Source organism: Streptomyces sp. NPDC051109, from assembly GCF_044455885.1.
GTDB lineage: Bacteria > Actinomycetota > Actinomycetes > Streptomycetales > Streptomycetaceae > Streptomyces.
In genome coordinates, this window is sequence record NZ_JBITFF010000001.1 from 453,235 (window position 1) to 477,064 (window position 23,830).

The window sequence follows — 23,830 nt, forward strand, 5'->3', positions numbered from 1 at the left end:
GCAGCCCGCGTATGGGGCACGATCCCCAAGGGCAGCGTACCTACGCAGCCGTAACTTCCGGCCGGGAGCACCTCCCCAGGCAGAAAGCGGGGTCTCCCCCTCATGGCTGAGCTCGTCTACCCTCCGGTGATCGGCGCCGCCCACACCCTCTTCAAGGCGCTGGACATCCGCATCGACATGAAGGGCACGGAGAACATCCCGCGCAAGGGCGGGGCGGTTCTCGTGTCGAACCACATCGGCTACCTCGACTTCATCTTCGCCGGCCTGACCGCGCGGCCGCAGAAGCGCCTGGTCCGCTTCATGGCGAAGGAGTCGGTCTTCCGCCACAAGGTGTCCGGTCCGCTGATGCGCGCCATGAAGCACATCCCGGTCGACCGCAAGCAGGGTGAGACGGCCTACGAGCACGCCCTCGACTCGCTGCGCGCGGGCGAGATCATCGGCGTCTTCCCGGAGGCGACGATCTCCCAGTCGTTCACCCTCAAGAGCTTCAAGTCGGGCGCCGCGCGCATGGCCCAGGAGGCCGGCGTCCCGCTGATCCCGGTGGCGCTGTGGGGCACCCAGCGGCTGTGGACCAAGGGCCGCCCGAAGAACCTCAAGCGCAGCCACATCCCGGTGACGATGCGGGTCGGCGAGCCCATCGAGGCGCCCACCGACCAGTACGCCGGGGCGATCACCCGCCGCCTGCGCGAGCGGGTGCAGGAGCTGCTCGACGCCGCGCAGAGCGCCTACCCGGGCAAGCCCAAGGGCCCCGAGGACACCTGGTGGGTGCCGGCGCACCTGGGCGGGACCGCGCCGACGGCCGCCCAGGTCAAGGAAGCGGGCTGATCCCGCACCACCAGGTCGGGTGATCCCGCGGCCCCGCCGTCCACGGCGGGGCCGCGCTCTCGTGCCGGCCCCGCCCGAACGTCAGTTGGGGTTCTCGGCGTGGGTCAGCGTCTCCCATGCCTCGAAGTGGTTCTCGGTTCCCGCCGGGCGGCGCCCCTCGGTGAGCTTGCGGGTGTTCTCCATGCTGACGCCCAGACGCGTGTGCAGGGCGTTGTAGCCGACCTCGGTGGCCGGGCCGATGCCCTTCGCCACGCTCCCGCCGCACAGCCACGACGGCACCTTCGCGCCGAGCTCGTACTGGGCGTGGAAGCCGAGCGCGTACCGGAACCGGTCCTTGAACTGCGGGTACAGGTCGCGTCCCTGGATCCGCGAGGTCTCGGCGACGTGCATGGTCGCGGCGATCGCCATCCCGGTGTGGCCGAAGTCCCGGCAGGTCTCCTGGGCCAAGCCGTCCACGAAGACGCTCTGGCCGTGCCAGTAGTCGATCAGCTCGCTCCTGGTGTCGATGGTCGAGCGCGGCGGGTACGCGGGCTGCGCCCCGTCGGAGGCGAGGTAGAAGTACGCCGGGACCCGGCCGAGGTAGATCGCCATCGCCTTGTCGTAGCTCGCGCGGTCGTCGAGATGGACCGAGATGCCGATCGCGGCGTCCATCATGATCAGTTCCCAGTTGCCGTTGCTGTTCGGCTTCCCGTTGACGACCTCGGGCAGGTAGACGTCGCGCAGCATGGTGGCGAAGCGCCCCTGGCCCGGCCAGCCGCCGGTGTACGTGTGCTTGATGATCTCGGCGGCGCGCGGCCAGGTGGAGCCCGCCCAGCCGCTCTGCAGCGGGGCGTTGCTGTTGGTGTGGTCCTTGATCTTCGCGGACCAGGCATCCATCAGCTCGATCGACTTCTTCGCGTACCCGGCGTCCCGGGTGATGTACCAGGCGAGGGCGTCGCTGTACGCGGCGATGGCGTCCTCGCGCTCCTCGGAACAGCCGTTGTCCGGGTTCGAGTACGAACCGCACTCGACGACGGCGCGCGGTCGGGGCGTACGCGACCGCGAGGCGTACGGGCTGGCGAGCATGGCGTCGAACGCCGACTTCCACGGCTGCTCCCCCGCCTGCACCTTCGCGCGTACGAAGTCCAGCTGGGCGCGGCTGTTGAGGACTCCGGGGTGCGCGAACTGCGCCGGAGCGGCGGGGGCGGGAGCCGGCTGGGGCCCGGCCTGGGCGGTGGGGGTGAGGGTCAGGGCCGCCGTCAGGCCGAGTGCCAGGGCGGCCAGACCCGCGGGAACTCCGTAGCGCATGGGAGCACTTCCGTTCGGGGGTGGGGGGAACGGGGATGTTCTGCCGCCGAAAGTACCCATGAGCATGCCAAGTTGACAACGTTATCCAACAGGAAACTTTCCTATTGCCCTCGATGCGACCGCTCACACGGGCCCGCCGCCTCCGCTCACACGGGTCCCGCCGCCTCCGCCCGCTTGCGCCTGCGGTGTGCGGCGACCCGCACCCGCGTGGCGCAGGAGGTGGAGCAGTACCGGCGGGCGCTGCCGGGGCCGGTGCCGAGGAAGAACCGCCCGCAGCCCTCGGCGGCGCAGGCGCCCCACGCGATCCGCCCGTACTCGGTGAGCAGTCGGGAGAGCGCCAGGGCCCCGGAGGCCAGGAACCACTCGCCCCACCCGGCCTGCTCCCCCCGGTCCACGTGCAGGTGCCAGGGGTGGCCGTCGTGCCGGCTCAGCCGGGGAGGGGCCGCGTACTGCGCGAACAGCGCGTTGAGGGCTCCGGCGGCCCGCTCCTCGTCGGTCTCGGCGAGGAGCGCCCCCATCTGCAGGGCGGCCGCCCGCAGTTCGGCCGCGCCCTGCTCGGTGAAGGCCCGCTCCGTGAGGGCGGCGGGGCGCTCCCCGTGCTCCGCGAGGAGCGCCGCGAGCTCGGCGCGCGGGAGCTCGGGGTCCGCGCGGACCGCCTCGGCGAGCTCGATCAGCCGCCGGTCCGCCGAGAACCCCGGCGCGGAATCGGGCATCGCGGAATCCTTTCGACCTACACCCATATGACGTAACGTCTTGTGCCACTATCACGTTACGCCTCGCGGGGGGGTCCGGGATGCACGGGTTCGGGCGGTACCTGGCAGCGGCGCTGGCCGCACGGTTCGCCTCGGAGGGCATGAGCCTCGCGGTGGTCCTGCTGGCCTTGGAGCGCACCGGCAGCGCGGCGTACGGGGCCTTCGTACTGACCGCCTGGCTGGCGCCGCACGTGCTCGCGGCTCCGCTCGCCGGCGCGGCCGCGGCCCGGACCCGCCGGCCGAGACCGTTCCACGTGGCCGCGCTGGCCGGGTTCACCTGCGCGGTGGCCGCGCTGGCCGTACTGCTGGGCCGTGCCCCGGCGCCGCTGGTCCTGGCGGTGGCGCTGCTGGGCGGCAGCTGCGGACCGATGGTGACGGGCGGGATGTCCAGCCTGGTCGCCGGTCTGGTCCCGGCGGGGGCCGGGCGGGACCGGGCGTACGCCTGGGACGCGTCCACCTACAACGCCGCCGCGGTCACCGCCCCGGCAGTGGTGGGCCTGGCCTCCGCACTGGGCTCGGCCGCACCCGCGATGGCGGTGCTCGCGGCGGCCGGGGCGCTCGCGGCGGCGCTCGCCGCCACGCTCCCGTACGGAACCCGGCAGCCGGACCCGGCGCCGCACCCCGGGGCCGGGACGGGGGCTCCCACCGGTCTGCACGCCGGCCTGGCGGCGCTGTGGCGGATCCGCGAACTGCGGGCGATCACCGCGGCCACCACGCTGGCGTTCGTCGGCATAGGCACCCTCACCACCACGTCGGTGCTGCTGGCGTCCCGGCTGGGCAGCCCGCGCGGCGGGGGCGTACTCATGACGGCGTTCGCGGTGGGCGCGCTGGCGGGCTCCCTCACGCTGGGCCGGGTCACGGCCGTGGAGCCGGGGCGGCTTGCGCGCCGATCCATGGCGGGGACCGGGGTCGCCCTGGCGGCAGCCGCGTTCGCCCCGTCCGTCGCCGTCGCGGCGGTGCTGTTCGCCGCCGCCGGGGTGTGCGACGGGCCCCTGCTGACGGCCACCCTCCGGATCCGGTCCGAGTACGCCCCCGACGCCGTACGCACCCAGGTGTTCACCCTCGGGGCGGGGCTCAAGCTGACCGCCGCGTCGCTCGGCGCCGCGCTCGTGGGCTTCGCGGCCGCCGCGCCGCCGCAGGCGCTGCTGGCCGGGATCTCCGCACTGATCCTGGCCTCGGCCCTGTTGCACGCACTGGTGGCCCGGCAGGGCGCGGCGCCGGCCGGAGCCGTCGGGACTACAGGGCCGTCGGAAGGTTCCGCCACAGCTCCGGCCGGTCGGCGGACTCCTTGAGGGCCGCCAGCGCGGCCGGATGCGGGACGGCATGGAGTTCGGGGTAGTCGACCTCGCCGAGCTCGGGGCGTACGGGAAAGGCCAGTTGCTCGGTGTCCAGCGCGAACTGGGCGTCGACGCCCGGCTTGTTGCCCCGCGGGTCCAGACGGGCCCACTCCGCGGTCCCCGGCAGCCGGAGGGCGATCAGCCCGTGCACGGCGGGGTTCGAGCCGTCGTCGTCGGCGAGGCGCTGGTAGCAGAGGCCGGCCGGGATGCCCTTGGCCCGCAACAGGGCGGCCAGCGCATGGGACTTGGCGTAGCAGATGCCGTTGCGGGTGCGCAGCACGTCCGAGGCGCGCCATGAGACGCGCAGGTCCCCGGAGTCCCCGGAGTGCGGGATGGTGTCGCGGACGAATTCGAAAGCGGCTTTGGCGTATGAGTATGCGTCTCCGGTGGCGGTCCAGAGGGCGTCGGCGGTCTCCCGTACGAGCGGGTGACCGTGATCGATGACCTCGTCTGCCGCCAGGTAAGGGCGCACGTCCGGGCTTTGCGGGATCAGCTGCATGGCCCGGAGCATAGGCATACCCCCGACCGCGAATCAATGGATTTGCAGTCGGGGGTATATCTATTCAATTCTTCAGCGGGCCAGCTCTTCCTTCAGCGCCTGGAGGAAGCCGTCCACGTCTTCCTCCTGGGTGTCGAAGCCGCACATCCAGCGCACGTGGCCGGCGGCCTCGTCCCAGAAGTAGAAGCGGTAGCGCTTCTGCAGCCGCCGCGACACCTCCTGCGGCAGCTTCGCGAACACCGCGTTGGCCTGCACCGGGTAGAGGATCTCCACCCCGTCGGTCTCGCGCACCCCCGCCGCCAGCCGCTGGGCCATGGCATTGGCGTGCCGGGCATTGCGCAGCCACAGGTCCTTGGCGAGCAGCGCCTCCAGCTGCACCGACACGAACCGCATCTTGGACGCGAGCTGCATCGACATCTTGCGGATGTGCTTCATCTGCCGGACCGCGTCCGGGTTGACGACCACCACGGCCTCGCCGAACATCATGCCGTTCTTGGTGCCGCCGTAGGACAGCACGTCCACGCCCACCGTGTTGGTGAACGTGCGCATCGGCACGTCGAGCGAGGCCGCGGCGTTGGCTATGCGGGCCCCGTCGAGGTGGACCTTCATGCCGTGGGCGTGCGCGTGCTCGCAGATCGCCCTGATCTCGTCCGGCGTGTAGACCGTCCCGAGCTCCGTGTTCTGGGTGATCGAGACGACCTGGGGCATCGCCCGGTGCTCGTCCTCCCAGCCCCAGGCCTGCCGGTCGATGAGCTCGGGGGTGAGCTTGCCGTCCGGGGTCGGGACCGTGAGCAGCTTGAGCCCGGCCATCCGCTCCGGGGCGCCGCCCTCGTCGACGTTGATGTGCGCCGTCTCGGCGCAGATCACCGCACCCCAGCGGTCCGTCAGGGCCTGGAGGGCCGTGACGTTCGCGCCGGTGCCGTTGAAGACCGGGAAGGCCTCCGCGTACGGGCCGAAGTGGCTGCGGATGATCTTCTGCAGGTGCTCGGTGTACTCGTCCTCGCCGTAGGCGACCTGGTGGCCGCCGTTGGCCAGGGCGAGGGCCTCCAGGATCTCCGGATGGACCCCCGCGTAGTTGTCGCTCGCGAATCCGCGCACCGCCGGATCGTGGTGGCGGTGGGCATCGGTCTTCACGGTTGCGGAGTGAGCCACAGACGCTGTCCGTTCACATCGATGGCGGGCCGCTCCCAGACGCCGGCGATGGCCTCGGCCAGCTCCTTGACGTCGGTGAAGCCCGCGAACTTCGCATTGGGGCGCTCGGCGCGCATCGCGTCGTGCACCAGTGCCTTGATCACCAGGATCGCAGCCGCGGCGCCCGGACCCTCCTCGCCCCCCGCCTTGCGGAAGGAGTCGGCGAGGGCGAGCGTCCAGGCCTCGGCGGCCGCCTTGCCCGCGTTGTACGCGGCGTTGTTGGCGACCGGCTTGTGCGCGCCCGACTGGCTGATCAGGACGTAGCGGCCGCGGTCACTGCGCAGCAGCCCGTCGTGGAAGGCGAGCGAGGTGTGCTGGACGGTGCGGATCAGGAGCTTCTCCAGGAAGTCCCAGTCCGCGAGGTCCACATCGGTGAAGGTCTTGCTGCCGCGCCAGCCGCCGACGAGGTGGACGACCCCGTCGATCCGGCCGAACTCCTTCTCGGTCCGCTCGGCCCAGGCCTTGGTGGCCTCCAGGTCGAGGAGGTTCACGGTGTCACCGGTGACGGTGGCGCCGCCGTGGGCGTAGCGGGCCGCGTCCACGGACTCCGCGAGGCGCGTCGGGTCGGCGTCGGCCGCGACGACCACGGCACCGGCCTCGGCGAGGCGGAGCAGGGCGGCGCGCCCGGCGGGGCCGCCGGCCCCGGCGACCGCCACCACGGCACCGTGGAGCTTGCCGTTCCCGGACTTCCCAGCGCTGTTCATCTGTGCAGCCTCCTGTGCGCGAGCGCTCACGCGGCGACCCGCTCGGCCGAATCGGCGTTCACTGCAGTGATGCCCTTCGTGGAGGCGATCACTCCCTTGAGCTTCTTGGCGAGCGCCTCATAGAACATGCTCAGCGGAAACTCGTCGGGAAGCACGTCGTCGACGAGCTTGCGCGGCGGCTGCGTCAGGTCGAGGGCGTCGGGGCCCTTGGCCCACTTGGAGCCCGGGTGGGGGGCGAGGTAGGTGGAGACGAGCTCGTACGCCTTGAACCAGTGGACGAGCTTCGGGCGGTCGATGCCGGCCCGGTAGAGGTCCTCGATCTCGGCGCACAGCTGGTTGGTGACCTGCGGGGCACGCATCCAGTCGATCTTCAGCTTGTTGTCCGTCCAGCGCACGACGTCGTGCTTGTGGAGGTACGCGAAGAGCAGCTGGCCGCCGAGGCCGTCGTAGTTGCGGTTGCGGTCGCCGGAGACCGGGAAGCGGAACATCCGGTCGAAGAGGACGGCGTACTGCACGTCGCGGCCGTGCTCGTTGCCCTCGGACTCCAGCTTCACGGCCTCCTTGAAGGCGGTGAGGTCGCAGCGCAGCTCCTCCAGGCCGTACATCCAGAACGGCTGGCGCTGCTTGATCATGAAGGGGTCGAACGGCAGGTCGCCGTGGCTGTGGGTGCGGTCGTGGACCATGTCCCACAGGACGAAGGCCTTCTCGCAGCGCTCCTGGTCCTCGACCATGCGGGCGATGTCCTCGGGCAGCTCGATGCCCAGGATGTCGACGGCGGCCTCGGTGACCTTGCGGTAGCGGGCGGCCTCGCGGTCGCAGAAGATGCCGCCCCAGGTGAAGCGCTCGGGGGCCTCGCGGACGGCGATGGTCTCCGGGAAGAGCACGGCGGAGTGCGTGTCGTAGCCCGGGGTGAAGTCCTCGAAGGTGATGCCGAGGAAGAGCGGGTTGTCGTACCGGGTGCGCTCCAGCTCGGAGAGCCACTCGGGCCAGACCATCTTCAGGACGACGGCCTCGAAGTTGCGGTCGAGGTTGCCGTTCTGCGTGTACATGGGGAAGACGACCAGGTGCTGGAGCCCGTCGGCGCGCTCGGCGGCCGGGTGGAAGGCCAGCAGGGAGTCCAGGAAGTCGGGCACCTTGAAGCCGTCCGCCACCCACTTGCGCAGGTCGGAGACGAGCGCGCGGTGGTACGCGGCGGCGTGCGGCAGCAGCGGCGAGAGCGCCTCCACGGCGGCGATCGCCCGCTCGACGGCCGCTGCGACCTCGGTCGGAGCCGGGGCGCCCGCGGCCTCGAAGTCGATCGAGCCGTCCGTGGCCTGCCAGGGGCGGATCTCCTCCACGGCGGCCTTGAGCTCGGGCCACGCCGGGTGGTCCACCACCCGCGCACCGGCGGCTATCACCGCACCGCCAGAACCCGGCACAAGAATTTCCGTCATGTCACTTCCTCCACAGGAGAACCTCGCGTCAACACAGCGTATGCGTGCGGCCCTGTCCTGCTCAAGGGCCTGTGCGGGAAATTATCCTGCGCAACCCCCGTCGACACCGTAATTCTTCCCGCCGTCCACCGTCCGAGCGAGCGCTTCGCCCCTTTCGCGCACTGCGACCCGCACCCGTCGGCCCTTCTGGCGGCCACCCGAAGGGCTGACGGGTGACGTCCGTCACTCAGGCGGTGCGGAAGTGCGGGATGACCTTCCCGCCCCACTGCCGCAGCGTTTCCAGACAGGCCTCCTGCCGCACCGTGCCCATCTGGATCAGGCACATGATCTCGTCCGCGCCCGCCTCCTTGAGCCGCTGCACGTACGCGATGGCATCCTCGGCGCTCCCGTACGCGTGGTCGGCGTGGAAGGTCGCCGTCGACGTGGGCCGCACCGGGATCGCCTGCTCGTGCAGCCTGGCCACCACCTGCTCGGCCGCCGTGCGCATCTCCGCCGCCTCGTCGGCGCCCGCGACGACGGCTTCGTCCGGGATGCCGGCGCCGCCGTACCAGTGGCCGATGGACTGCGCGAAGAACCGCTGGCCGCGGATGCCGATCCGGCGCGCCTCGGCCGGATCGTCGAGCACGATGGTCGGGCAGAGCACCGAGAAGTGGTCGTTGACCGCCGTGGAGACGAAGCGCGCCGCGTCCCGCCCGGCCACCGCCCCGTCGTAGACGGCCCGCATCCCGGCGATGGACTCCGGCCCGGCGAAGCCCATCACCAGCGCCCCGACGCCCAGTTCGGCCGCCTGTACGAGGGTCTCGGCGCGGCTGCACGCCAGGAACAGCGGCGGATGGGGGGTCTGTCGCGGCCGCGGCAGGATCGGGTGGGGGTCGATGTCGATCAGCTCGCCGTGGTACTCCAGCTCCTCCTCCTGCCAGGCCTTGCCGATGATCCGCAGCGCCTCCTCCACCTCCTGCGCGGTGCGCTCCGGGTCGACCCCGCACAGGGAGGTCTCCTGTTCGGTGCCGCCGCGCCCGGCGCCCAGGTCGAGGCGGCCGCCGGAGAGCAGGTCGAGCATGGCGGCCCGCTCAACCACCCGGACCGGGTGGTTGAAGTTGAAGGGCATGCAGACGACCCCGTGGCCGATGCGTATGGTGTGCGTCCGGGCCGCGACCCAGGTCAGGAAGACCTCGGGCGCCGACATGTGGGCGTACCACTTCAGGGAGTGGTGTTCGACGGCCCAGATCCGGTCGAATCCCATCTGCTCGGCGAGCACGGCCTGTTCCACGCAGTCGTGGATGACCTGGTGCTCCCGCTCCACGGTCGGGTCGGCGAGCTGAGCTTCGAAGATCACGGAGAATTTCACGATGCCTCCAGGGTTGCGTCCCGTGCCCGGCCTTACTTCAATTCGGAATATGACTAGTAGTCAGACGTCGAAGAAGCAAGACCTGCCGGCGACCGCATGGGCCGTGCTCGGGCTGCTGTCCTTCCCCGGGGAACGCACCGGTTACGAGCTGAAGAAGTGGGCGGACTCCTCCCTGCGCTTCTTCTACTGGTCCCCGGCCATCAGCCAGATCTACGCCGAACTGCGCCGTCTGGAGGAACTCGGGTACGCGGCCTCCGCGCGCTCCGGGCCGGAGGAGGCCCGGGCCAAGCGGCGCTACGCCATCACCGACGCCGGACGCGCGGCCCTCGCCGGCTGGGCCTCGGACACCGCGGAGGCCGGACCCCCGGTGCTCAAGCACGGCCTGCTGCTGCGGATCTGGCTCGGCCACCTCGCCGAGCCGCAGCTGCTGCGCGCGATGGTCGGCGACCACCTGGAGCGCACCCGGGGCGAACTGGCCGCCGTACGCGAGGCCATGGAGCAGGCGGGCGGCGTACCGCAGTGGGCCTTCCCCGCGCTCGCCCTGCGCTGGAGCGAGCGGCAGCACCTGGCCGAACTGAAGCTGGGCGAGGCCCTGCTGGCCGATCTCGCGGAGCTGGACGCGGATCGTCAAGGCGGCGGGGACGCGCCCACGCCCGGGTGACGCGACAGGGCCGCCGCGGCGCGCGCGGCGGCGTACAGCCCTGGCGGGAACCGGCCGGAGGGCCGGTTCCGGGCGCTGCACGGGCGGTCCCATCGCTTCCCCGGCGCACTAGCATGCGTCCTCACCGCCCGGCCGGTAGGGACACCGCGACCGTGCGGCGAGCCGCCGTCGACGGAAGCGAGAGAACCTTGACTTTCCTCACCATCGGTCACCGCGGGGTCATGGGTGTCGAACCGGAGAACACCCTGCGGTCGTTCGTCCGCGCGGAGCGTTCCGGGATGGACGCCATCGCGCTGGATCTGCAGCTGAGCAAGGACGGCGTGCTCGTCGTCCTGCACGACGCCGAGGTGGACCGCACCACCGACGGCTCCGGAGCCGTCGCCGACCTCACCCTGTCCGCGCTGCGCGAACTGGACGCCGGCCAGGGCGAACGGGTGCCGGTCTTCGAGGAGGTCCTGGACGCGGTCCGGACCCCGCTCCAGGTGTCGGTCGACGACGGGCCGGCCGCGAAGGCGCTGGCGGAGCTGGTGCTGCGCCGCGACCTGAGCGCACGGGTGGAGGTGGCCTCCTTCCGCGACGGGGTGCTCGCCGAGACGGCGCGGCTGCTGCCGGGGGTGCGGACCGTGCTCCACTCGGATCTGGGCGGCGGGGCCGCAGACGTCGTGTCCCGGGCCCGGGCCTGCGGCGCGCACACGCTCGCCCTGAACATCCGCGAGCTCACCCTGGACACGGTCGAGTGCGTGCACGCGGCCGGGCTGCGGGTGACGGGCTGGACCGTCAACACCCTTCAGGAGCTGCGGGTGGCGCGGGCGCTCGAACTGGACGGCGCGGCCACCGGCTACCCGGAGATCCGCAGCACGGGCCGGTTCATCGCCTGACGGCGGCTCCCGCTGCCCGCTACAGCGGCTTGACCAGCAGCTCGAAGGCCAGGTCGTCGCGGAGCGGGACGCCGAAGCGCTCGTCTCCGTAGGGGAAGGGGCTCAGTTCGCCGGTGCGCCGGTATCCGCGGCGCACGTAGTAGGCGATGAGCTCCTCCCGTACGTTCACCACCGTCATCCGCATCTCCTCGGCGCCCCACGTCTCGCGGGCGCGGCGCTCGGCCTCGGCGAGTATCTCCTTGCCGAGGCCGCCGCCCTGCAGCCCCGGGCGGACCGCGAACATCCCGAAGTAGGCGTGGTCGCCCCGGTGTTCGAGCTGGCAGCAGGCGACGAGCTCGCCCGCGCGCTCGACCACGAGCAGGACGCCGTCGGCGGAGCCGATGATGGCGCGGACCCCCTCGGGATCGGTGCGCTGCCCGTCCAGGTAGTCCGCCTCGGTGGTCCAGCCCGCACGGCTGGCGTCCCCTCGGTAGGCCGACTCCACCAGGAGCACCAGTTCCGGTACGTCCGCCTCCACGGCACTGCGGAAGTTCAGGGCGGTGGGGTGGGCGGTCGACATCGGGGGCTCCCGTTCTGCTCGGTGGCATATGACATGCCCGGTGCGGCAAGGAGAGCCTAACCCGGGGCGGCGTGCGGGCGTCCGGGCCGGGGCATCTCTTCCCGTGACGCCGACGAACCGGGAGGTTCCGCCGTGCACGGTCCCGCGATGTCCCTTTCCGCTTCCCTCTCCGCCTGGCTGCTCGTCCTGCTCTGCGCCGCGAGCGGTGCGTACTGCCTGTGGCGGGTGCGTACATCGGAGCGGGAGGCGCGCGGCGGGGCGGCGGGCGAGGCGCTGATGGGGTTCGGAATGGCGGTGATGGCCGTGCCCTCGGGCATCGGGCCGTGGGCGCCCGCGATCCTGCCGGCCGTCTTCTGCGGGGCCGTGCTGCATGCGCTGTGGCTGCTGCGGGAGGGGGTGCACCACGCGCACCACCTGGTCGGCTCGCTGGCCATGGCGTACATGGCGCTGACGATGGCCGACGGGCACGGGCACGGGCGCGGCGGGGGCCCGCCGCTCGTCACCGGGGCGCTGCTCCTCTACTTCGCGGGGTACGTGCTGCTCGGCGGGGCCCGGCTGGTGACGGCGGGCGGGGGTACGGCGCCGATCGCGGCCGGGCCGCCCGCGAAGGCCGCGGAGCTGACGAGGGCGTGCCGACTCGCCATGGGCATGGGGATGTTGGCGATGCTGCTGAGCCTGTGAAGCTCCGGGAGCCGGAGGGCAAACGTGTCCTGCGTCACCAATCACGAAAGGCCGTACCCGCAGGTAGCCCCGCGCTCATAGGCTGGCGGACATGATGGTCCCCGCCGCACTCCTGTTGCTCGGCGCCCTGACCGCGGTGCTCGCCCCCCGTCTGCTGGCCCGGGCCGAATGGCCGGAGCGGGAGCCCGTCGTCGCGCTGTGGGTGTGGCAGTGCGTGGTGGGCGCGGTGCTCCTGTGCTTCGCCCTCTCGATGGTGCTGAGCGCGGCCGCCGCCTGGCTGGCGGTCCGGGGCCGGCTCTTCGCCGCGGCCCCGCACGGGGTGGTCGACGCGTACGCGCTGGGCCCGACCGGCGGCCCGTGGGCCGTGGGGACCGCGCTGGCGCTGGCGGGCGGCGGGCTGTGGACCGGGGCCCGGCTGACCCGGGAGGTGCTGCGGGCCCGGGCACGGCGCCGGGCGCAGGGCGCGGAGCTGCTCGTACGTGCGCCGCTGCTGCCCGGGGAGGACCCGGCCGGGGCACGGCTCGTCGTCCTGGAGGGGACCCGGCCCGACGCGTGGTGGCTGCCGGGCGCGGCCCCGCAGCTGGTGGTGACCACGGCCGCACTCGGACGGCTCAAGGGGAGCCAGCTGGACGCCGTACTGGCACACGAGCAGGGGCACGCGCAGGCCCGGCACGACTGGCTGCTGCACTGCTCGAGGGCGCTGGCGGGCGGGTTCCCGCAGGTGCCGGTCTTCGCGGCGTTCGAGGCGGAGATGCACCGGCTCGTCGAACTGGCCGCCGACGACGTGGCCTCGCGGCGGTTCGGGAGGCTGACGATCGCGCTGGCCCTGGTCGGGCTCAACGAGGACCGGGGGGTGTTCGGGCCCTATCCGAGCCCGCAGCCGCACGTGTCGGAGCGGGTGCGGCGGCTGCTGTCCGCGGCGCCCCGACTGTCGGCGGGCCGCCGGCTTCGGCTGACCGCACTGGCCACACTGGTCCCTGCGGTCCCGTTGGTGGTGGCCCTGATGCCCGGTCTGAGCGCACTCGGCTGAGCGCACTCCTCTGACCGCGCACGCCTGATGCGGGCACGCCTGGGCGCACCCGTCCGATGCCGCCGCACCTGATCCCGCCCGTCCCGGCGGACGGGCCGGAACCCGTCGTGCCCCGAGACGGGAAGTCCGCTGCCCTGGGTGATCCCCCGCGTCACCCAGAGCAGGCGACCCCGTGCGCTGAGTATATTGGCTGGGAGCCAGTCAACGCAGGAGCAAGCATGTCCCCGCGCAGCGCATCGGTCAATGAAGAATTGCGCAGACGTTCCCGGGAGCGGCTGCTCCAGGCCACGGTCGAACTCGTCGCCGAACACGGCTACGAGGCCACGACGCTCGGCGACATCGCCGATCGGGCGGGCACCGCACGCGGCCTGGTCTCGTACTACTTCCCGGGCAAACGGCAGCTGCTCCAGTCGGCCGTCCACCGGCTGATGCACCGGACGCTCGACTCGGCCCTGGAGCGCGAGCCGCGCACCGATGACGGCCGCGAGCGGCTCGCCCGCGCCATCGACGCGATCCTCGGGCTCGCCCGGGACGAGCCGCTGCTGATGCGGACGCACATGGCGGGCATCCTCCAGGCCGAGGGGTTCGTCCAGTGCCCGGAGCAGCAGCGGCTGGCCGAGCTGCTCCGGGACACCGTCACGCGGTACGGATCGGCGGACGTGGACACCGACTACCCGCTGCTGCGGGCGCTGCTGATGGGCGCGGTGGTCGCGGTCCTGCTGCCGGGCGCTCCGATGCCGGCGGCGCGGCTGCGGGCGGAGCTGTTCCAGCGCTACGGGCTGGACTGGGAGCTCGGCTTCCCGCCGGACGGCGGACCGCCCGACGGAACGTTTCCCTCAGCGTGCTAGACGCTGCTCAGTGGTACTCGGGCTGGGTCTGCACGTTGAGCCGGTCCATCCACACCCGCTTCGCGCCCTCGGTGCGCCAGTCGTCGATCCGCAGCACGTCGAGGCCCTTGACGATGTCGTTCGAGTAGATGTTCCCGTTGTAGTAGTACGCCGACCAGGACCCGCCGAGTCCGAGCTGGTCCGTGGTGAGGGGGCCGCGCTCGAAGTAGCCGATCTCCTTGGGGCGGGTGGAGTCGGTGAAGTCCCATATCGAGACGCCGCCCTGGTACCAGGACTGGACCATGATGTCGCGGCCGCCGCCGACCGGGATCAGCGAGCCGTTGTGCGCCACGCAGTTCTCGGTGTCGGCTTGGAGGCGCGGGATCTTGAAGTAGCTGCGGAAGACGAGTTTGCGCTGGTCGCCGCGGCCCGTGATGTCGTAGATGCCGTCGGCCCCGCGGTTCGGGCCGGTGGCCTCGTTGCAGGTGGCGCCGCCACCGCCGCCCAGCTCGTCGGTGAACACCACCTTGTCGGCCTTCTCGTTGAAGGTCGCCGAGTGCCAGAACGCGAAGTTCACGTTGTCCTGGACCCGGTCGATGACCCGCGGCTGCTCGGGCTTGCTGATGTCGAAGAGGATGCCGTCGCCCATGCAGGCGCCGGCGGCCAGCTTCTTCGACGGCAGCACGGTGATGTCGTGGCAGCCGGTCGTCTTCGAGACGCCGGGGTTGGCGGGCGCGCCCGGGTTGCCGCCGTCCGGGAAGAGGACGGGGAAGGCGACGACCGCCGCCTGCGTCGGGTTCTTCTTCGGGACCTTGATCACGGAGATGCCGTCGTGCGGCGGCTGGCAGTCCGGAAACGCCTCGTTCGGGGAGTACGAGGCCACGTAGAGGTAGATGTCGCGCTCACCCGGGACCAGCGTGTGGGTGTGGGAACCGCAGTTGGTCTCGACGGACTTGATGTACTTGGGGTTCTTCTTGTCCTTGATGTCGAAGATCTTGATCCCTTCCCACGAGGACTTCTCCGTCGCGGGCTGCGAGACGCTGTTGCAGGAGTCGTCGCTGCGCGAGGAGTCGGTGGAGAGGAAGAGCAGGTCGCCCTGGACGGAGACGTCGTTCTGGCCGCCGGGGCAGAGCACCTGGCTGACGGTCCTGGGGGCCTTCGGGTTGCCGATGTCGTAGATCGTGAAGCCGTTGTAGTTGCCGGCGTATGCGTACTTGCCCTGGAAGGCCAGGTCGCTGTTGATGACGCCCGGGTAGGTGCTCGGGACGTTGGCCAGGTGCTTGACGTTGGCGCTGTGCACGATCTCGTCCTGGCCGGGGATCTCGCCCGGGGCCAGTGCGCGGCCGCCGCCCGCCGCCGGGTCGGCGCCCCGGGTGGAAGCCCTGCCGGGCGATAAGTCCCCGGGATCGGGGGTGGCGGCCGCGGGGCCGGCCGCGAACAGCGTGGTCAGCAGCCCGGCCGCGGCCACGGCCGCCCCCAGACTCCTGTGCCGCACTCTGGTGGTGTGCTTCGAGGTCACTGCGCCCTCCGATGGGAATCCGATCGGTTCCGCCCGTGGTGGGTACGTGCCCGCCGGGGTACTGGAGCGGTCCCCGGCAGTATGTTCCTTTCATGGACATGGCAAAAGGGTCACTCGGCGGAACCACCGCGGCGGCCGTGGCCGCCGGGATCCTGCTCGCCCTGGCCGGCTGCAGCGGCCCGGACGGCGGCGACGGGGCGAAGGACGGCGCCGCGGCGGTCATCGCCCCCGGCAGACCGGGCGAGAAGGCCCGCACCCTCTCCCCCGGAGAAGCCGCCGAGCGGCAGCCGGACGACAGTCCCAACGCGGCCGACCGGGCCTACGTGCAGCACATGGTCGAGCACCACCGGCAGGCCCTCACGATGAGCGCACTGGCCCCGGGCCGGGCTTCGGCGGATGCGGTCAAACGGCTCGCCGAGCGGATCACCGCCGCCCAGCAGCCCGAAATCGGCGCGATGGAGAAGTGGTTGGCGCGCCACCCGGCACCCTCCGGGGCCCCGGCAGCAGGCCACGACCACGGCGCGATGCCCGGCATGGCGACCGAGCAGCAGCTCAAGGAGCTCGCCGGGGCGCGGGGCGCGGACTTCGACAGACTCTTCCTCGCTCTGATGACGGCCCACCACGAGGGCGCCGTCAAGATGGCGGGCGAGGCGCTGGCCTCCGGAAACAACGGCGCGGTGGAGGAGATGGCCAACGAGGTGGTGGCCACCCAGACCGCCGAGATCCACCGGATGCGCGCGATGGGCTGACGGCCGCCGGGCCCGGTGGCATGCTGGGAGCACCTGCGGGAGGAGCTCCGCCGTGCTTCGTGTCGCCGTCATCGGTTCGGGCCCCAGCGGGGTCTACGCCGCTCAGACCCTGGTGCAGCAGCGTGAGGTGCCGGGCGTGCGCGTCGACGTGCTGGACCGGCTGCCCGCGCCGTACGGACTGGTGCGCTACGGGGTGGCCCCCGACCACGAGAAGATCAAATCGCTCCAGGGCAGCCTGCGCACCGTGCTGGAGGACGAGCGGATCCGCTTCCTCGGCAACGTCGAGGTCGGCGGGGCGCAGCTGCCCGCCGCACGGCTGCTGGAGCTGTACCACGCGGTGGTGTACTGCGTGGGCGCCGCCCGCGACCGGCTGCTCGGCATCCCCGGCGAGGAGCTGGCCGGGGTGCACTCCGCGACGGCCTTCGTCGCCTGGTACAGCGGCCACCCGGACGCCGTGGCCGAGGCCTTCGACCTGCCCGGGGTGGGTTCGGCCGTGGTCGTCGGGGCGGGCAACGTGGCCGTGGACGTGACGCGGATGCTGGCCCGGGGCGAACCGGAACTGGCCCCTACCGACATGCCCCAGCCGGCCCTGGGCGCGCTCGCGGACAGCGGGGTGAAGTCGGTCTCGATGGTGGCCCGGCGCGGGCCCTCGCAGGGCAAGTTCACCACCAAGGAGCTGCGGGAGCTGGGCACGCTGCCGGGCGTGGCCGCCGTGGTGGACCCCGCCGAGCTGGCCCTCGACCCCGCGTACGCCGACCAGGACGCGGCCGCCGCGCTGCCCGCGGTGGCCCGGCGCAACCTGGAGGTGCTGCGCGGCTGGGCCGGGCAGGACCCGGGTGGTGCGCAGCGCCGGATCGGCCTGCGGTTCTACCTGCGCCCGGTGGAGGTGCTGGCCGGCCCCGGCGGCCGGGTCGCCGGGATGCGCTTCGAACGGACCGCCCCGGACGGCCGCGGCGGGGTCACGGGAACGGGCTCGTACGAGGACGTCGAGGCGCAGCTGGTGCTGCGCTCGGTGGGATACCAGGGCGTTCCGCTGCCGGGTCTGCCGTTCGACCCGGTGAAGGCCACCGTTCCGCACGCCGCCGGCCGGGTCCTGCGCGAAGGCCGGGCCTCGGTGGGCGAGTACGTGGCGGGCTGGATCAAGCGCGGCCCCACCGGGGTGATCGGCACCAACCGGCCCTGCGCCAAGGAGACGGTTTCCTCGCTGCTCCAGGACGCGGCGGTGCTGGCCCGGCGGGAGCTGCCGGGTGACCCGCTGGACGCGCTGCGCGCGGCGGGGCTGCACCCGGTGGAGTGGCCGGGCTGGCTGGCGATCGAGACGGCGGAGGCCGATCTCGGGCGCTCGCTGGGCCGCCGTTCGGTGAAGATCCCGGACTGGCCCGGCCTGCTGGCCGCGGCGGACGCGGGCGCCTGAGCCGGGGCCGGCGCTCGGCTCAGGCCCTGCGCGCCTCTTCCGCGGCCGCCGCCGCGAGCACGCTGTCGAGCAGCCCCGGGAACAGGTTCTCCAGCTCCGCGCCGCGCAGGCCGTTCATCTTCGCCGTCCCCCGGTAGGTCTGGCGGACCACACCGGCCTCCCGCAGGACGCGGAAGTGGTGTGTGGTCGTCGACTTGGTGACCGGCAGGTCGAAGTACGAGCACGCCAGCTCGTCCGGCGTGGCCGCGAGGTCCCGCACGATCGACAGCCGGATCGGGTCCGAGAGGGCGTGCAGCACCGCTTCGAGCCGGATCTCGGCGAGCCCGGGATGGGCGAGCGTACGGGTGGTGGCCGTATCCGTCACGTCTGCCCTCGTCTCGTCCGGCTCCCTGTTCGTACGAGAACCACCGTAGTACATCGACTGCCGCCGGAGGGGACGCGCACCCGTGCTCCCGGCAGCGGCTACCAGGCGCGGTGGTACGAGACGGGCACCCGTACCCCGGCGCCCGGTTCGGCGGCCCGTTCGGCACCCAGCGCGGCGGCCGCGGTGCGGGCCCAGTACGGGTCGCGCAGCAGCTCGCGGCCGAGCAGGACCGCGTCCGCCTGCCCGTCGGCCAGGATCGCGCCGGCCTGCCCCGGTTCGGTGATCAGCCCGACGGCGGCCACCGGGAGGCCGGTCCGGGCCTTGACCTCGGCGGCGAAGGGCACCTGGAAGCCGGGCCCGGCCGGGATGTCCGCCTTCGGGGCCATCCCGCCGGTGGACACGTCCAGGAGGTCCACCCCGCGGCCTTGGAGCAGCGCGGCCAGCCGGACCGTGTCCTCGGAGGTCCAGCCGGACTCCTCCAGCCAGTCGGTGGCGGAGACCCGGAAGAACAGCGGCAGCTCCTCGGGCCACACCGCCCGTACGGCGTCGACCACTTCGAGCGCGAAACGGGCCCGGTTCTCGAAGGAGCCGCCGTACGCGTCGGTGCGCCGGTTGCTCTCCGAGGAGAGGAACTGGCCGATGAGGTAGCCGTGGGCGCCGTGGATCTCGACGACCTCGTAGCCGGCGGCCAGCGCGCGCCGTGCGGCGGCCGCGAACTGCCCGGTGATCTCGCGGATCTCGTCGGTCGTCAGCTCGTGCGGCACCGGGTCGCCCTCGGCGAAAGGCACCGGGCTGGGGGCGCTCGGCAGCCAGCCGTCCGCCTCGGGGCCGACGTATCCGCCGCCTTCCCAGGGCCGTCCGGTCGAGGCCTTCCGCCCGGCGTGGGCGATCTGGACTCCCGGGACGGCGCCCTGGGCCTTGATGAAGGAGGTGATCGGGCGCAGCGCCTCGACCTGCGTGTCGTTCCAGATGCCGAGGTCGTACGGGGAGATCCGGCCCTCCGGGGAGACGGCGGTCGCCTCCTGGAGGATCAGGCCGGTGCCGCCCACCGCGCGGGCCGCGTAGTGCGCGAAGTGCCAGGCGTGGGCCACGCCCGCGTCCGGACCCGAGGCCGCCGCGACGTACTGGCACATCGGCGCCATCCAGATCCGGTTCCGCGCGGTGACCGAGCGCAGGGTGAGCGGCGCGAAGAGGGCCTCGGCGTGGCTGGTGGGTACGTGCGTGGCGGGGGTGGCGGGGGCAGCACTCATGAAGGACTCTCCGGAGGTGGCCGGGCACGCCGCGGATCGGCGGCTTGTACGAGAGTCAGCGTACTACGATTCATTCCGTACTACGAGACCTCTCGTACAAGCTCGTCGAGCTCGGCGCGCAGCGCCTCCGCGAGGGCCGCCAGGTCCGGCACGGCGGCCGCGTCCGCGACCAGGCCGTAGTGGACCGTGCCCTTGTAGGTGGAGACCGCGACCGCGAGGGAGTGGCCGCGGGCGAGCGGGGCCAGGGGGTAGACCTCCCGGACCCGGCTGCCGCCGAGCGAGAAGGTGAAGCCGGGCAGCGGGACGCTCGTGACCAGGATGTCGAAGAGCATCCGGGCCGCCTGGGCGACCAGGGGGCCGCCGAGCCGGTGGCCGAGGGGGTGGACGTGGTCGGCGAGCAGGGCGACGGCCCCGGCGCCGCGGGCGGGCCCGGCCTCCTTGTTGCGGTCCATGCCGAGCCGCACCCGGTCCAGGCGCAGCAGCGGGTCCGGCTCGGCGAGCGGGAGCCTGAGCAGGTAGCCGGAGAGCCGGTTGCCGTACTTCGCCGCGCCGCCGGGCCGGCGGCGGGAGACCGGTATCAGGGCGCGCGGACCGGGCCCCTCGGGCTCCGGGTCACCGCGGCCCAGAAGCCAGCGCCGCAGGGCTCCCGCGACCAGGGCGATCAGCACGTCGTTGACGGTGCCCCCGGCGACCTTCCGGATGCGGTTGACGTCGTCGAGGTCGAGCGCCAGGCCGGCGACCGCGCGGGTGCCGGTCTGCGCCGGGACGGCCGTCAGGGCCGCCGGGACCCCGAGGGGCAGTCCGGCGCGGGCCACGGAGGCGCCGATCTCCAGGGCCTGGCCGACGTCCTGGACCCGGGCGGCCAGCATCCCGGGGAGGCGGCGCAGGGCGGAGCCGGCGGCGGGCCGCGGTTCCGCGACCGGTCGCGCGGGACCCCGTAGCGTCGGGCCCTCGTCGAAGAGGAGGGCCGCCAGCGCCAGGGCCCCGAGCCCGTCGGCGAGGGCGTGGTGGAACTTGAAGAGCACCGCGAAGGAACCCGGCTCGGGCCCGGCCAGGACGTGTGCCTCCCAGGGCGGCCGGCCCCGGTCCAGCGGCCGCGCCATCAGGGGTCCGGCGGCGGCCCGCGGGTCGGGGGTGCGGACGAGGAACACGTGCCGGGCGGGATCGAAGTCCGCGTCGGGCGACCAGGCTGCGGCGCCGATCGGCAGCAGCACGTCGTGGATGCGGCGGCGCAGGCCGGGGACGGCCGCGCAGCGGGCGGTGAGCAGTGCGGCGGCGCGGACGGCGGGATCGGGGCCCGGGTCGGGGGTGTCCCGCCGGGCGGGTTCGAAGACCGCGAGGGCGCCGAGGTGCATGGGATGGGCGGCGGATTCGATCCGCCAGAAGGCGAGGTCGAGCGGTGACAGGTGCTCGGTGGCCACGTATTGCCTCTCGCGTGCGGTGGCAGAGGTGGAAGTCAACCCCTTACGGCCTCCTACGATCAAGTAGCCACCCTTTGGATACGCCTGTTGATCGATGGCGACCGACTGCTCGGCGCAGCGGAACGGCGGGCGGCCGCTGTCAGCGGCCCGGTGCAGACTGGCTGGAAACGGTCGCAGCGACCGGGACGACGAAGTCCGGAGGTGTCGGCGATGTCCGAGGTGATCCTGCTCGCGGGAACCCGGAAGGGCCTGTTCATCGGCCGCAGGCGGGGCGGCGGCGCCTGGGAGCTCGACGGGCCCCATTTCAACGCCCAGGCCGTCTACGCCGTCGCGGTCGACCGGCGGGGTCCCGTACCCCGGCTGCTCGTCGGCGCCGACAGCGCGCACTGGGGGCCGTCCGTGTTCACCTCGGACGACCTGGGGGCGAGCTGGCGCGAGCCCGCCGCCCCCGCCGTGAAGTTCCCGAAGGACACCGGGGCCTCGCTGGAGCGGGTCTGGCAGCTGCATCCGGCCGGCCCCGAGGCGCCGGACGTGGTGTACGCGGGGACGGAGCCGGCCGCACTGTTCCGCTCGACCGACCGCGGGGAGTCCTTCGAGCTGGTCCGCCCGCTGTGGGAGCACCCGAGCCGCAAGAGCTGGGTGCCGGGCGGCGGCGGTGAGGGCCTGCACACGGTGCTGACGGACCCGGCCGACCCCGCCAAGGTGACGGTCGCGGTCTCCACCGCGGGGGTGTTCCGGACCCTGGACGGCGGCGCCCACTGGACCCCGTCGAACGACGGCGTCTCGGCGGTGTTCCTGCCGGATCCGCATCCGGAGTTCGGCCAGTGCGTGCACAAGATCACCCAGGACGCCGGGGACCGGGAGCGGCTGTACCTGCAGAACCACTGGGGCGTGTACCGCAGCGACGACGCAGGGGCGCACTGGACCGACATCGGCGCCGGCCTGCCCTCCGACTTCGGCTTCGCCGTGGCCGCGCACCCGCGCCGGCCGGACACCGCGTACGTCTTCCCGCTCAACGCCGACTCCGACCGGGTCCCGGCGGAGCACCGGTGCCGGGTGTTCCGTACGCAGGACGCGGGCGCCACCTGGGAGCCGCTGACGCGCGGGCTGCCGGCCGGGGACCACTACGGGACGGTCCTGCGGGACGCCCTGTGCACGGACGACGCGGACCCGGCGGGGGTCTACTTCGGCAACCGCAACGGCGAGTTGTACGCCAGCGGCGACGACGGGGACAGCTGGCAGCTGCTGGCCGGGCACCTGCCCGACGTCCTGTGCGTACGGGCGGCGGTCATCGCTCACTGAAGGGGCCAGTAGAGTGACTCACCGTGGCAGCACGACCGTTGAACGAGATCGTCGAGCCGGGCTGGGCCCGGGCTCTGGAGCCGGTGGCGGCGCAGATCGCCGTGATGGGCGACTTCCTGCGCGCGGAGATCGCCGCGGGGAGGACGTACCTGCCCGCCGGGGCGAACGTACTGCGCGCCTTCCAGCAGCCCTTCGACGAGGTGAAGGTGCTCATCGTCGGCCAGGACCCCTACCCCACCCCGGGTCACGCGATGGGACTGTCCTTCTCGGTGGCGCCCGACGTCAGCCCGTGGCCGCCCAGCCTCGACAACATCTTCCGCGAGTTGCACGCGGACCTCGGGGTGCCCCGGCCGGCGAACGGGGACCTCACCCCGTGGACCCGGCAGGGCGTGCTGCTGCTGAACCGCGCGCTGACCACCGCCCCGCGCAAGACCGGGGGCCACCGCGGCAAGGGCTGGGAGGCCGTGACCGAGCAGGCCATCCGCGCCCTGGCCGCGCGCGGGAAGCCCCTCGTGTCGGTGCTGTGGGGCCGGGACGCCCGCAATCTGCGGCCGCTGCTCGGCGAGTTGCCGGCCGTGGAGTCCGTCCACCCGTCCCCGATGTCCGCCGCCAACGGGTTCTTCGGGTCGCGGCCGTTCAGCAGGACCAACGACCTGCTGGTCCGCCAGGGAGCCCAGCCGGTGGACTGGCGGCTTCCGGCCGCCGGTTGATCTCCCGGTCGATCTTTCTGTTGAACGGTATACGACATTCCACGGATAAATACGGACAGAAGCCGCCTGTTGAGGCCCTGCCCGAACACTCCGTTCCGATAAGCCAGTAGCATGCGGCGCCATGAGCTCCCCCACTGGGCCCGCGAATGGCCTGCCCGTACGAATGCCGCGACCCCGCCCTGCCGGACGGCACCGCCGACCCGAGCCCGCGGTGGCGCCCGAGGGCGCGCCCGCGCTGGTGCTCGCCGTGCCCGGTGCCCCTTCCGCCGCCTCTCGGGGGCTCGCGGAAGAGATCGTCAGCATCGGCCGCTCCGAGCTGCCGGGCCTGGACGCCCGCATCGGCTTCCTTGAGGGCGATGACGCCGAGGGCTCCGAGTTCCCGGCCCTCTCCCACGTGCTGACCTCGGTCGCGGCCGAGCGCGTCGCCCGCGCGGAGTTCGCCCGCGCCGCCGGCCACGAGGTACCCGCGCCGACCGGCCCGGACGCCGTGGTCGTCCCGCTGCTGGCCGGCTCCGACGCCGATCTGCTGCGCCGGATGCGCCAGGCCGTCATGGACTCCTCGGCCGCGGCCGAGCTGGCCGAGGTGCTCGGCCCGCACCCGCTGCTCGCCGAGGGGCTGCACGTGCGGCTCTCCGAGGCCGGGCTGGCCCGCGCCGACCGCGCCCGGCTGTTCACCGTCACCACCGCCGCCGACGGCATTATCGTGGCCACCACCGGCGGCGAGGAGGCCGTCCAGGCCGCCGCGGTCACCGGCATGCTGCTGGCCGCGCGCCTCGCCGTGCCCGTCAAGGCCGCCGCCCTCGACCAGGAGGGCTCGGTGGCCGCGGTCGCCGAGCAGCTGCGCAGCGAGGGCTCGACGCAGCTCGCGCTGGCCCCCTACCTGATCGGCCCGGAGGCTGCCGAGGGGCTGCTGGACACGGCGTGCAAGGAGGCCGACTGCGCGGCCGCCGAGGTGCTCGGGGCCTACTCGGCGCTCGGCAAGCTGGTCGTCACCCAGTACTCCGCGGCGCTCGGCCTCACCCAGGGCGCCGCTGCCCACTGATCCCGCACAGGTCCGCTCGGACGAGGGCCCGTGCCCCGGGGGTTGAA

At 72.9% G+C, this 23,830-nt stretch carries 24 protein-coding genes; 12 read left to right on the forward strand and 12 right to left on the reverse strand.

What is annotated here, in order from left to right:
* The first annotated feature begins 102 nt into the window (after nt 1–102).
* Nucleotides 103–825 carry a lysophospholipid acyltransferase family protein gene (locus ACIBAD_RS01920; RefSeq protein ID WP_398903718.1) on the forward strand — a complete coding sequence of 241 codons (723 nt, stop codon included), beginning with the start codon at nt 103–105 and terminating at the stop codon, nt 823–825.
* A gap of 81 nt (nt 826–906) precedes the next feature.
* Here the strand turns inward: ACIBAD_RS01920 and ACIBAD_RS01925 are convergent, their stop codons facing one another.
* Nucleotides 907–2,112: an alginate lyase family protein gene (locus ACIBAD_RS01925; RefSeq protein ID WP_398903720.1), complete on the reverse strand. Its 1,206-nt coding sequence runs from the start codon at nt 2,110–2,112 to the stop codon at nt 907–909.
* A gap of 146 nt (nt 2,113–2,258) precedes the next feature.
* Complete coding sequence (locus ACIBAD_RS01930) at nt 2,259–2,825, reverse strand: CGNR zinc finger domain-containing protein (protein ID WP_398903722.1); 567 nt, start codon at nt 2,823–2,825, stop codon at nt 2,259–2,261.
* A gap of 80 nt (nt 2,826–2,905) precedes the next feature.
* Here ACIBAD_RS01930 and ACIBAD_RS01935 point away from each other — a divergent pair, with 80 nt between their 5' ends.
* Nucleotides 2,906–4,156 (forward strand): MFS transporter, encoded by a 1,251-nt coding sequence (locus ACIBAD_RS01935; protein WP_134068204.1) that lies wholly within the window; start codon nt 2,906–2,908, stop codon nt 4,154–4,156.
* On the opposite strand, the gene ACIBAD_RS01940 is transcribed toward ACIBAD_RS01935, so the two are convergent.
* The 5 genes from ACIBAD_RS01940 to ACIBAD_RS01960 form a co-directional block, all read right to left on the reverse strand.
* Nucleotides 4,101–4,700: a transglutaminase family protein gene (locus tag ACIBAD_RS01940; protein WP_134068205.1), complete on the reverse strand. Its 600-nt coding sequence runs from the start codon at nt 4,698–4,700 to the stop codon at nt 4,101–4,103. The two genes, ACIBAD_RS01935 and ACIBAD_RS01940, sit on opposite strands and share 56 nt — an antisense overlap.
* Nucleotides 4,701–4,772: 72 nt before the next feature.
* Nucleotides 4,773–5,834: a low specificity L-threonine aldolase gene (locus ACIBAD_RS01945; RefSeq protein WP_208328886.1), complete on the reverse strand. Its 1,062-nt coding sequence runs from the start codon at nt 5,832–5,834 to the stop codon at nt 4,773–4,775.
* Nucleotides 5,831–6,595 (reverse strand): SDR family NAD(P)-dependent oxidoreductase, encoded by a 765-nt coding sequence (locus ACIBAD_RS01950; protein WP_134068207.1) that lies wholly within the window; start codon nt 6,593–6,595, stop codon nt 5,831–5,833. The genes ACIBAD_RS01945 and ACIBAD_RS01950 overlap by 4 nt, the downstream gene beginning before the upstream one ends.
* Nucleotides 6,596–6,621: 26 nt before the next feature.
* Nucleotides 6,622–8,028, reverse strand: coding sequence for a DUF6421 family protein (locus ACIBAD_RS01955; protein WP_398903725.1), 1,407 nt, complete (start codon nt 8,026–8,028; stop codon nt 6,622–6,624).
* 226 nt (nt 8,029–8,254) lie between these two features.
* Entirely contained in the window at nt 8,255–9,376 is a 1,122-nt protein-coding gene (locus ACIBAD_RS01960; RefSeq protein WP_398903727.1) for an LLM class flavin-dependent oxidoreductase, read from the reverse strand.
* A 49-nt stretch (nt 9,377–9,425) separates the two neighbouring features.
* Between ACIBAD_RS01960 and ACIBAD_RS01965 the strand changes: the two genes are divergently transcribed.
* Together ACIBAD_RS01965 and ACIBAD_RS01970 are read left to right on the forward strand one after the other, a co-directional pair.
* Nucleotides 9,426–10,037 (forward strand): PadR family transcriptional regulator, encoded by a 612-nt coding sequence (locus tag ACIBAD_RS01965; RefSeq protein ID WP_398903729.1) that lies wholly within the window; start codon nt 9,426–9,428, stop codon nt 10,035–10,037.
* Nucleotides 10,038–10,225: 188 nt separating this feature from the next.
* Nucleotides 10,226–10,915 (forward strand): glycerophosphodiester phosphodiesterase, encoded by a 690-nt coding sequence (locus ACIBAD_RS01970; protein WP_398903732.1) that lies wholly within the window; start codon nt 10,226–10,228, stop codon nt 10,913–10,915.
* Between the two features lie 19 nt (nt 10,916–10,934).
* Here the strand turns inward: ACIBAD_RS01970 and ACIBAD_RS01975 are convergent, their stop codons facing one another.
* Nucleotides 10,935–11,474, reverse strand: a complete 540-nt coding sequence (locus tag ACIBAD_RS01975; RefSeq protein ID WP_134068211.1) for a GNAT family N-acetyltransferase — start codon at nt 11,472–11,474, stop codon at nt 10,935–10,937.
* Nucleotides 11,475–11,621: 147 nt separating this feature from the next.
* On the opposite strand from ACIBAD_RS01975, the gene ACIBAD_RS01980 reads away from it, so the two are divergent.
* The 3 genes from ACIBAD_RS01980 (at nt 11,622) to ACIBAD_RS01990 (ending at nt 14,033) form a co-directional block, all read left to right on the forward strand.
* Nucleotides 11,622–12,155 (forward strand): DUF5134 domain-containing protein, encoded by a 534-nt coding sequence (locus ACIBAD_RS01980; RefSeq protein WP_398903734.1) that lies wholly within the window; start codon nt 11,622–11,624, stop codon nt 12,153–12,155.
* 91 nt (nt 12,156–12,246) lie between these two features.
* Nucleotides 12,247–13,185 (forward strand): M56 family metallopeptidase, encoded by a 939-nt coding sequence (locus ACIBAD_RS01985; protein WP_134068213.1) that lies wholly within the window; start codon nt 12,247–12,249, stop codon nt 13,183–13,185.
* 218 nt (nt 13,186–13,403) lie between these two features.
* Nucleotides 13,404–14,033, forward strand: a complete 630-nt coding sequence (locus tag ACIBAD_RS01990) for a TetR/AcrR family transcriptional regulator (RefSeq protein WP_134068214.1) — start codon at nt 13,404–13,406, stop codon at nt 14,031–14,033.
* 7 nt (nt 14,034–14,040) lie between these two features.
* On the opposite strand, the gene ACIBAD_RS01995 is transcribed toward ACIBAD_RS01990, so the two are convergent.
* Entirely contained in the window at nt 14,041–15,531 is a 1,491-nt protein-coding gene (locus tag ACIBAD_RS01995) for an LVIVD repeat-containing protein (protein ID WP_398903738.1), read from the reverse strand.
* Between the two features lie 92 nt (nt 15,532–15,623).
* Here ACIBAD_RS01995 and ACIBAD_RS02000 point away from each other — a divergent pair, with 92 nt between their 5' ends.
* Both ACIBAD_RS02000 and ACIBAD_RS02005 read left to right on the forward strand, forming a co-directional pair.
* Nucleotides 15,624–16,280: a DUF305 domain-containing protein gene (locus ACIBAD_RS02000; protein WP_398903740.1), complete on the forward strand. Its 657-nt coding sequence runs from the start codon at nt 15,624–15,626 to the stop codon at nt 16,278–16,280.
* A 52-nt stretch (nt 16,281–16,332) separates the two neighbouring features.
* Nucleotides 16,333–17,694 (forward strand): FAD-dependent oxidoreductase, encoded by a 1,362-nt coding sequence (locus ACIBAD_RS02005; protein WP_398903742.1) that lies wholly within the window; start codon nt 16,333–16,335, stop codon nt 17,692–17,694.
* Between the two features lie 19 nt (nt 17,695–17,713).
* On the opposite strand, the gene ACIBAD_RS02010 is transcribed toward ACIBAD_RS02005, so the two are convergent.
* The 3 genes from ACIBAD_RS02010 to ACIBAD_RS02020 form a co-directional block, all read right to left on the reverse strand.
* A complete protein-coding gene (locus tag ACIBAD_RS02010; RefSeq protein WP_398903744.1) occupies nt 17,714–18,058 on the reverse strand; it encodes an ArsR/SmtB family transcription factor in 345 nt (114 codons plus the stop codon).
* A 98-nt stretch (nt 18,059–18,156) separates the two neighbouring features.
* Nucleotides 18,157–19,308, reverse strand: coding sequence for an NADH:flavin oxidoreductase/NADH oxidase (locus ACIBAD_RS02015; protein ID WP_398903746.1), 1,152 nt, complete (start codon nt 19,306–19,308; stop codon nt 18,157–18,159).
* An 80-nt stretch (nt 19,309–19,388) separates the two neighbouring features.
* Nucleotides 19,389–20,729 (reverse strand): wax ester/triacylglycerol synthase family O-acyltransferase, encoded by a 1,341-nt coding sequence (locus tag ACIBAD_RS02020; RefSeq protein WP_134074083.1) that lies wholly within the window; start codon nt 20,727–20,729, stop codon nt 19,389–19,391.
* 210 nt (nt 20,730–20,939) lie between these two features.
* Between ACIBAD_RS02020 and ACIBAD_RS02025 the strand changes: the two genes are divergently transcribed.
* The 3 genes from ACIBAD_RS02025 to ACIBAD_RS02035 all read left to right on the forward strand — a co-directional run bounded on the left by ACIBAD_RS02025 (nt 20,940) and on the right by ACIBAD_RS02035 (nt 23,783).
* On the forward strand, nt 20,940–22,031 hold the full coding sequence (locus tag ACIBAD_RS02025; protein WP_398903748.1) for a WD40/YVTN/BNR-like repeat-containing protein: 1,092 nt from the start codon (nt 20,940–20,942) through the stop codon (nt 22,029–22,031).
* A gap of 23 nt (nt 22,032–22,054) precedes the next feature.
* Nucleotides 22,055–22,741 (forward strand): uracil-DNA glycosylase, encoded by a 687-nt coding sequence (locus ACIBAD_RS02030; RefSeq protein WP_134068220.1) that lies wholly within the window; start codon nt 22,055–22,057, stop codon nt 22,739–22,741.
* Between the two features lie 121 nt (nt 22,742–22,862).
* Nucleotides 22,863–23,783, forward strand: a complete 921-nt coding sequence (locus ACIBAD_RS02035; protein ID WP_398903750.1) for a sirohydrochlorin chelatase — start codon at nt 22,863–22,865, stop codon at nt 23,781–23,783.
* Nucleotides 23,784–23,830 lie beyond the last annotated feature (47 nt).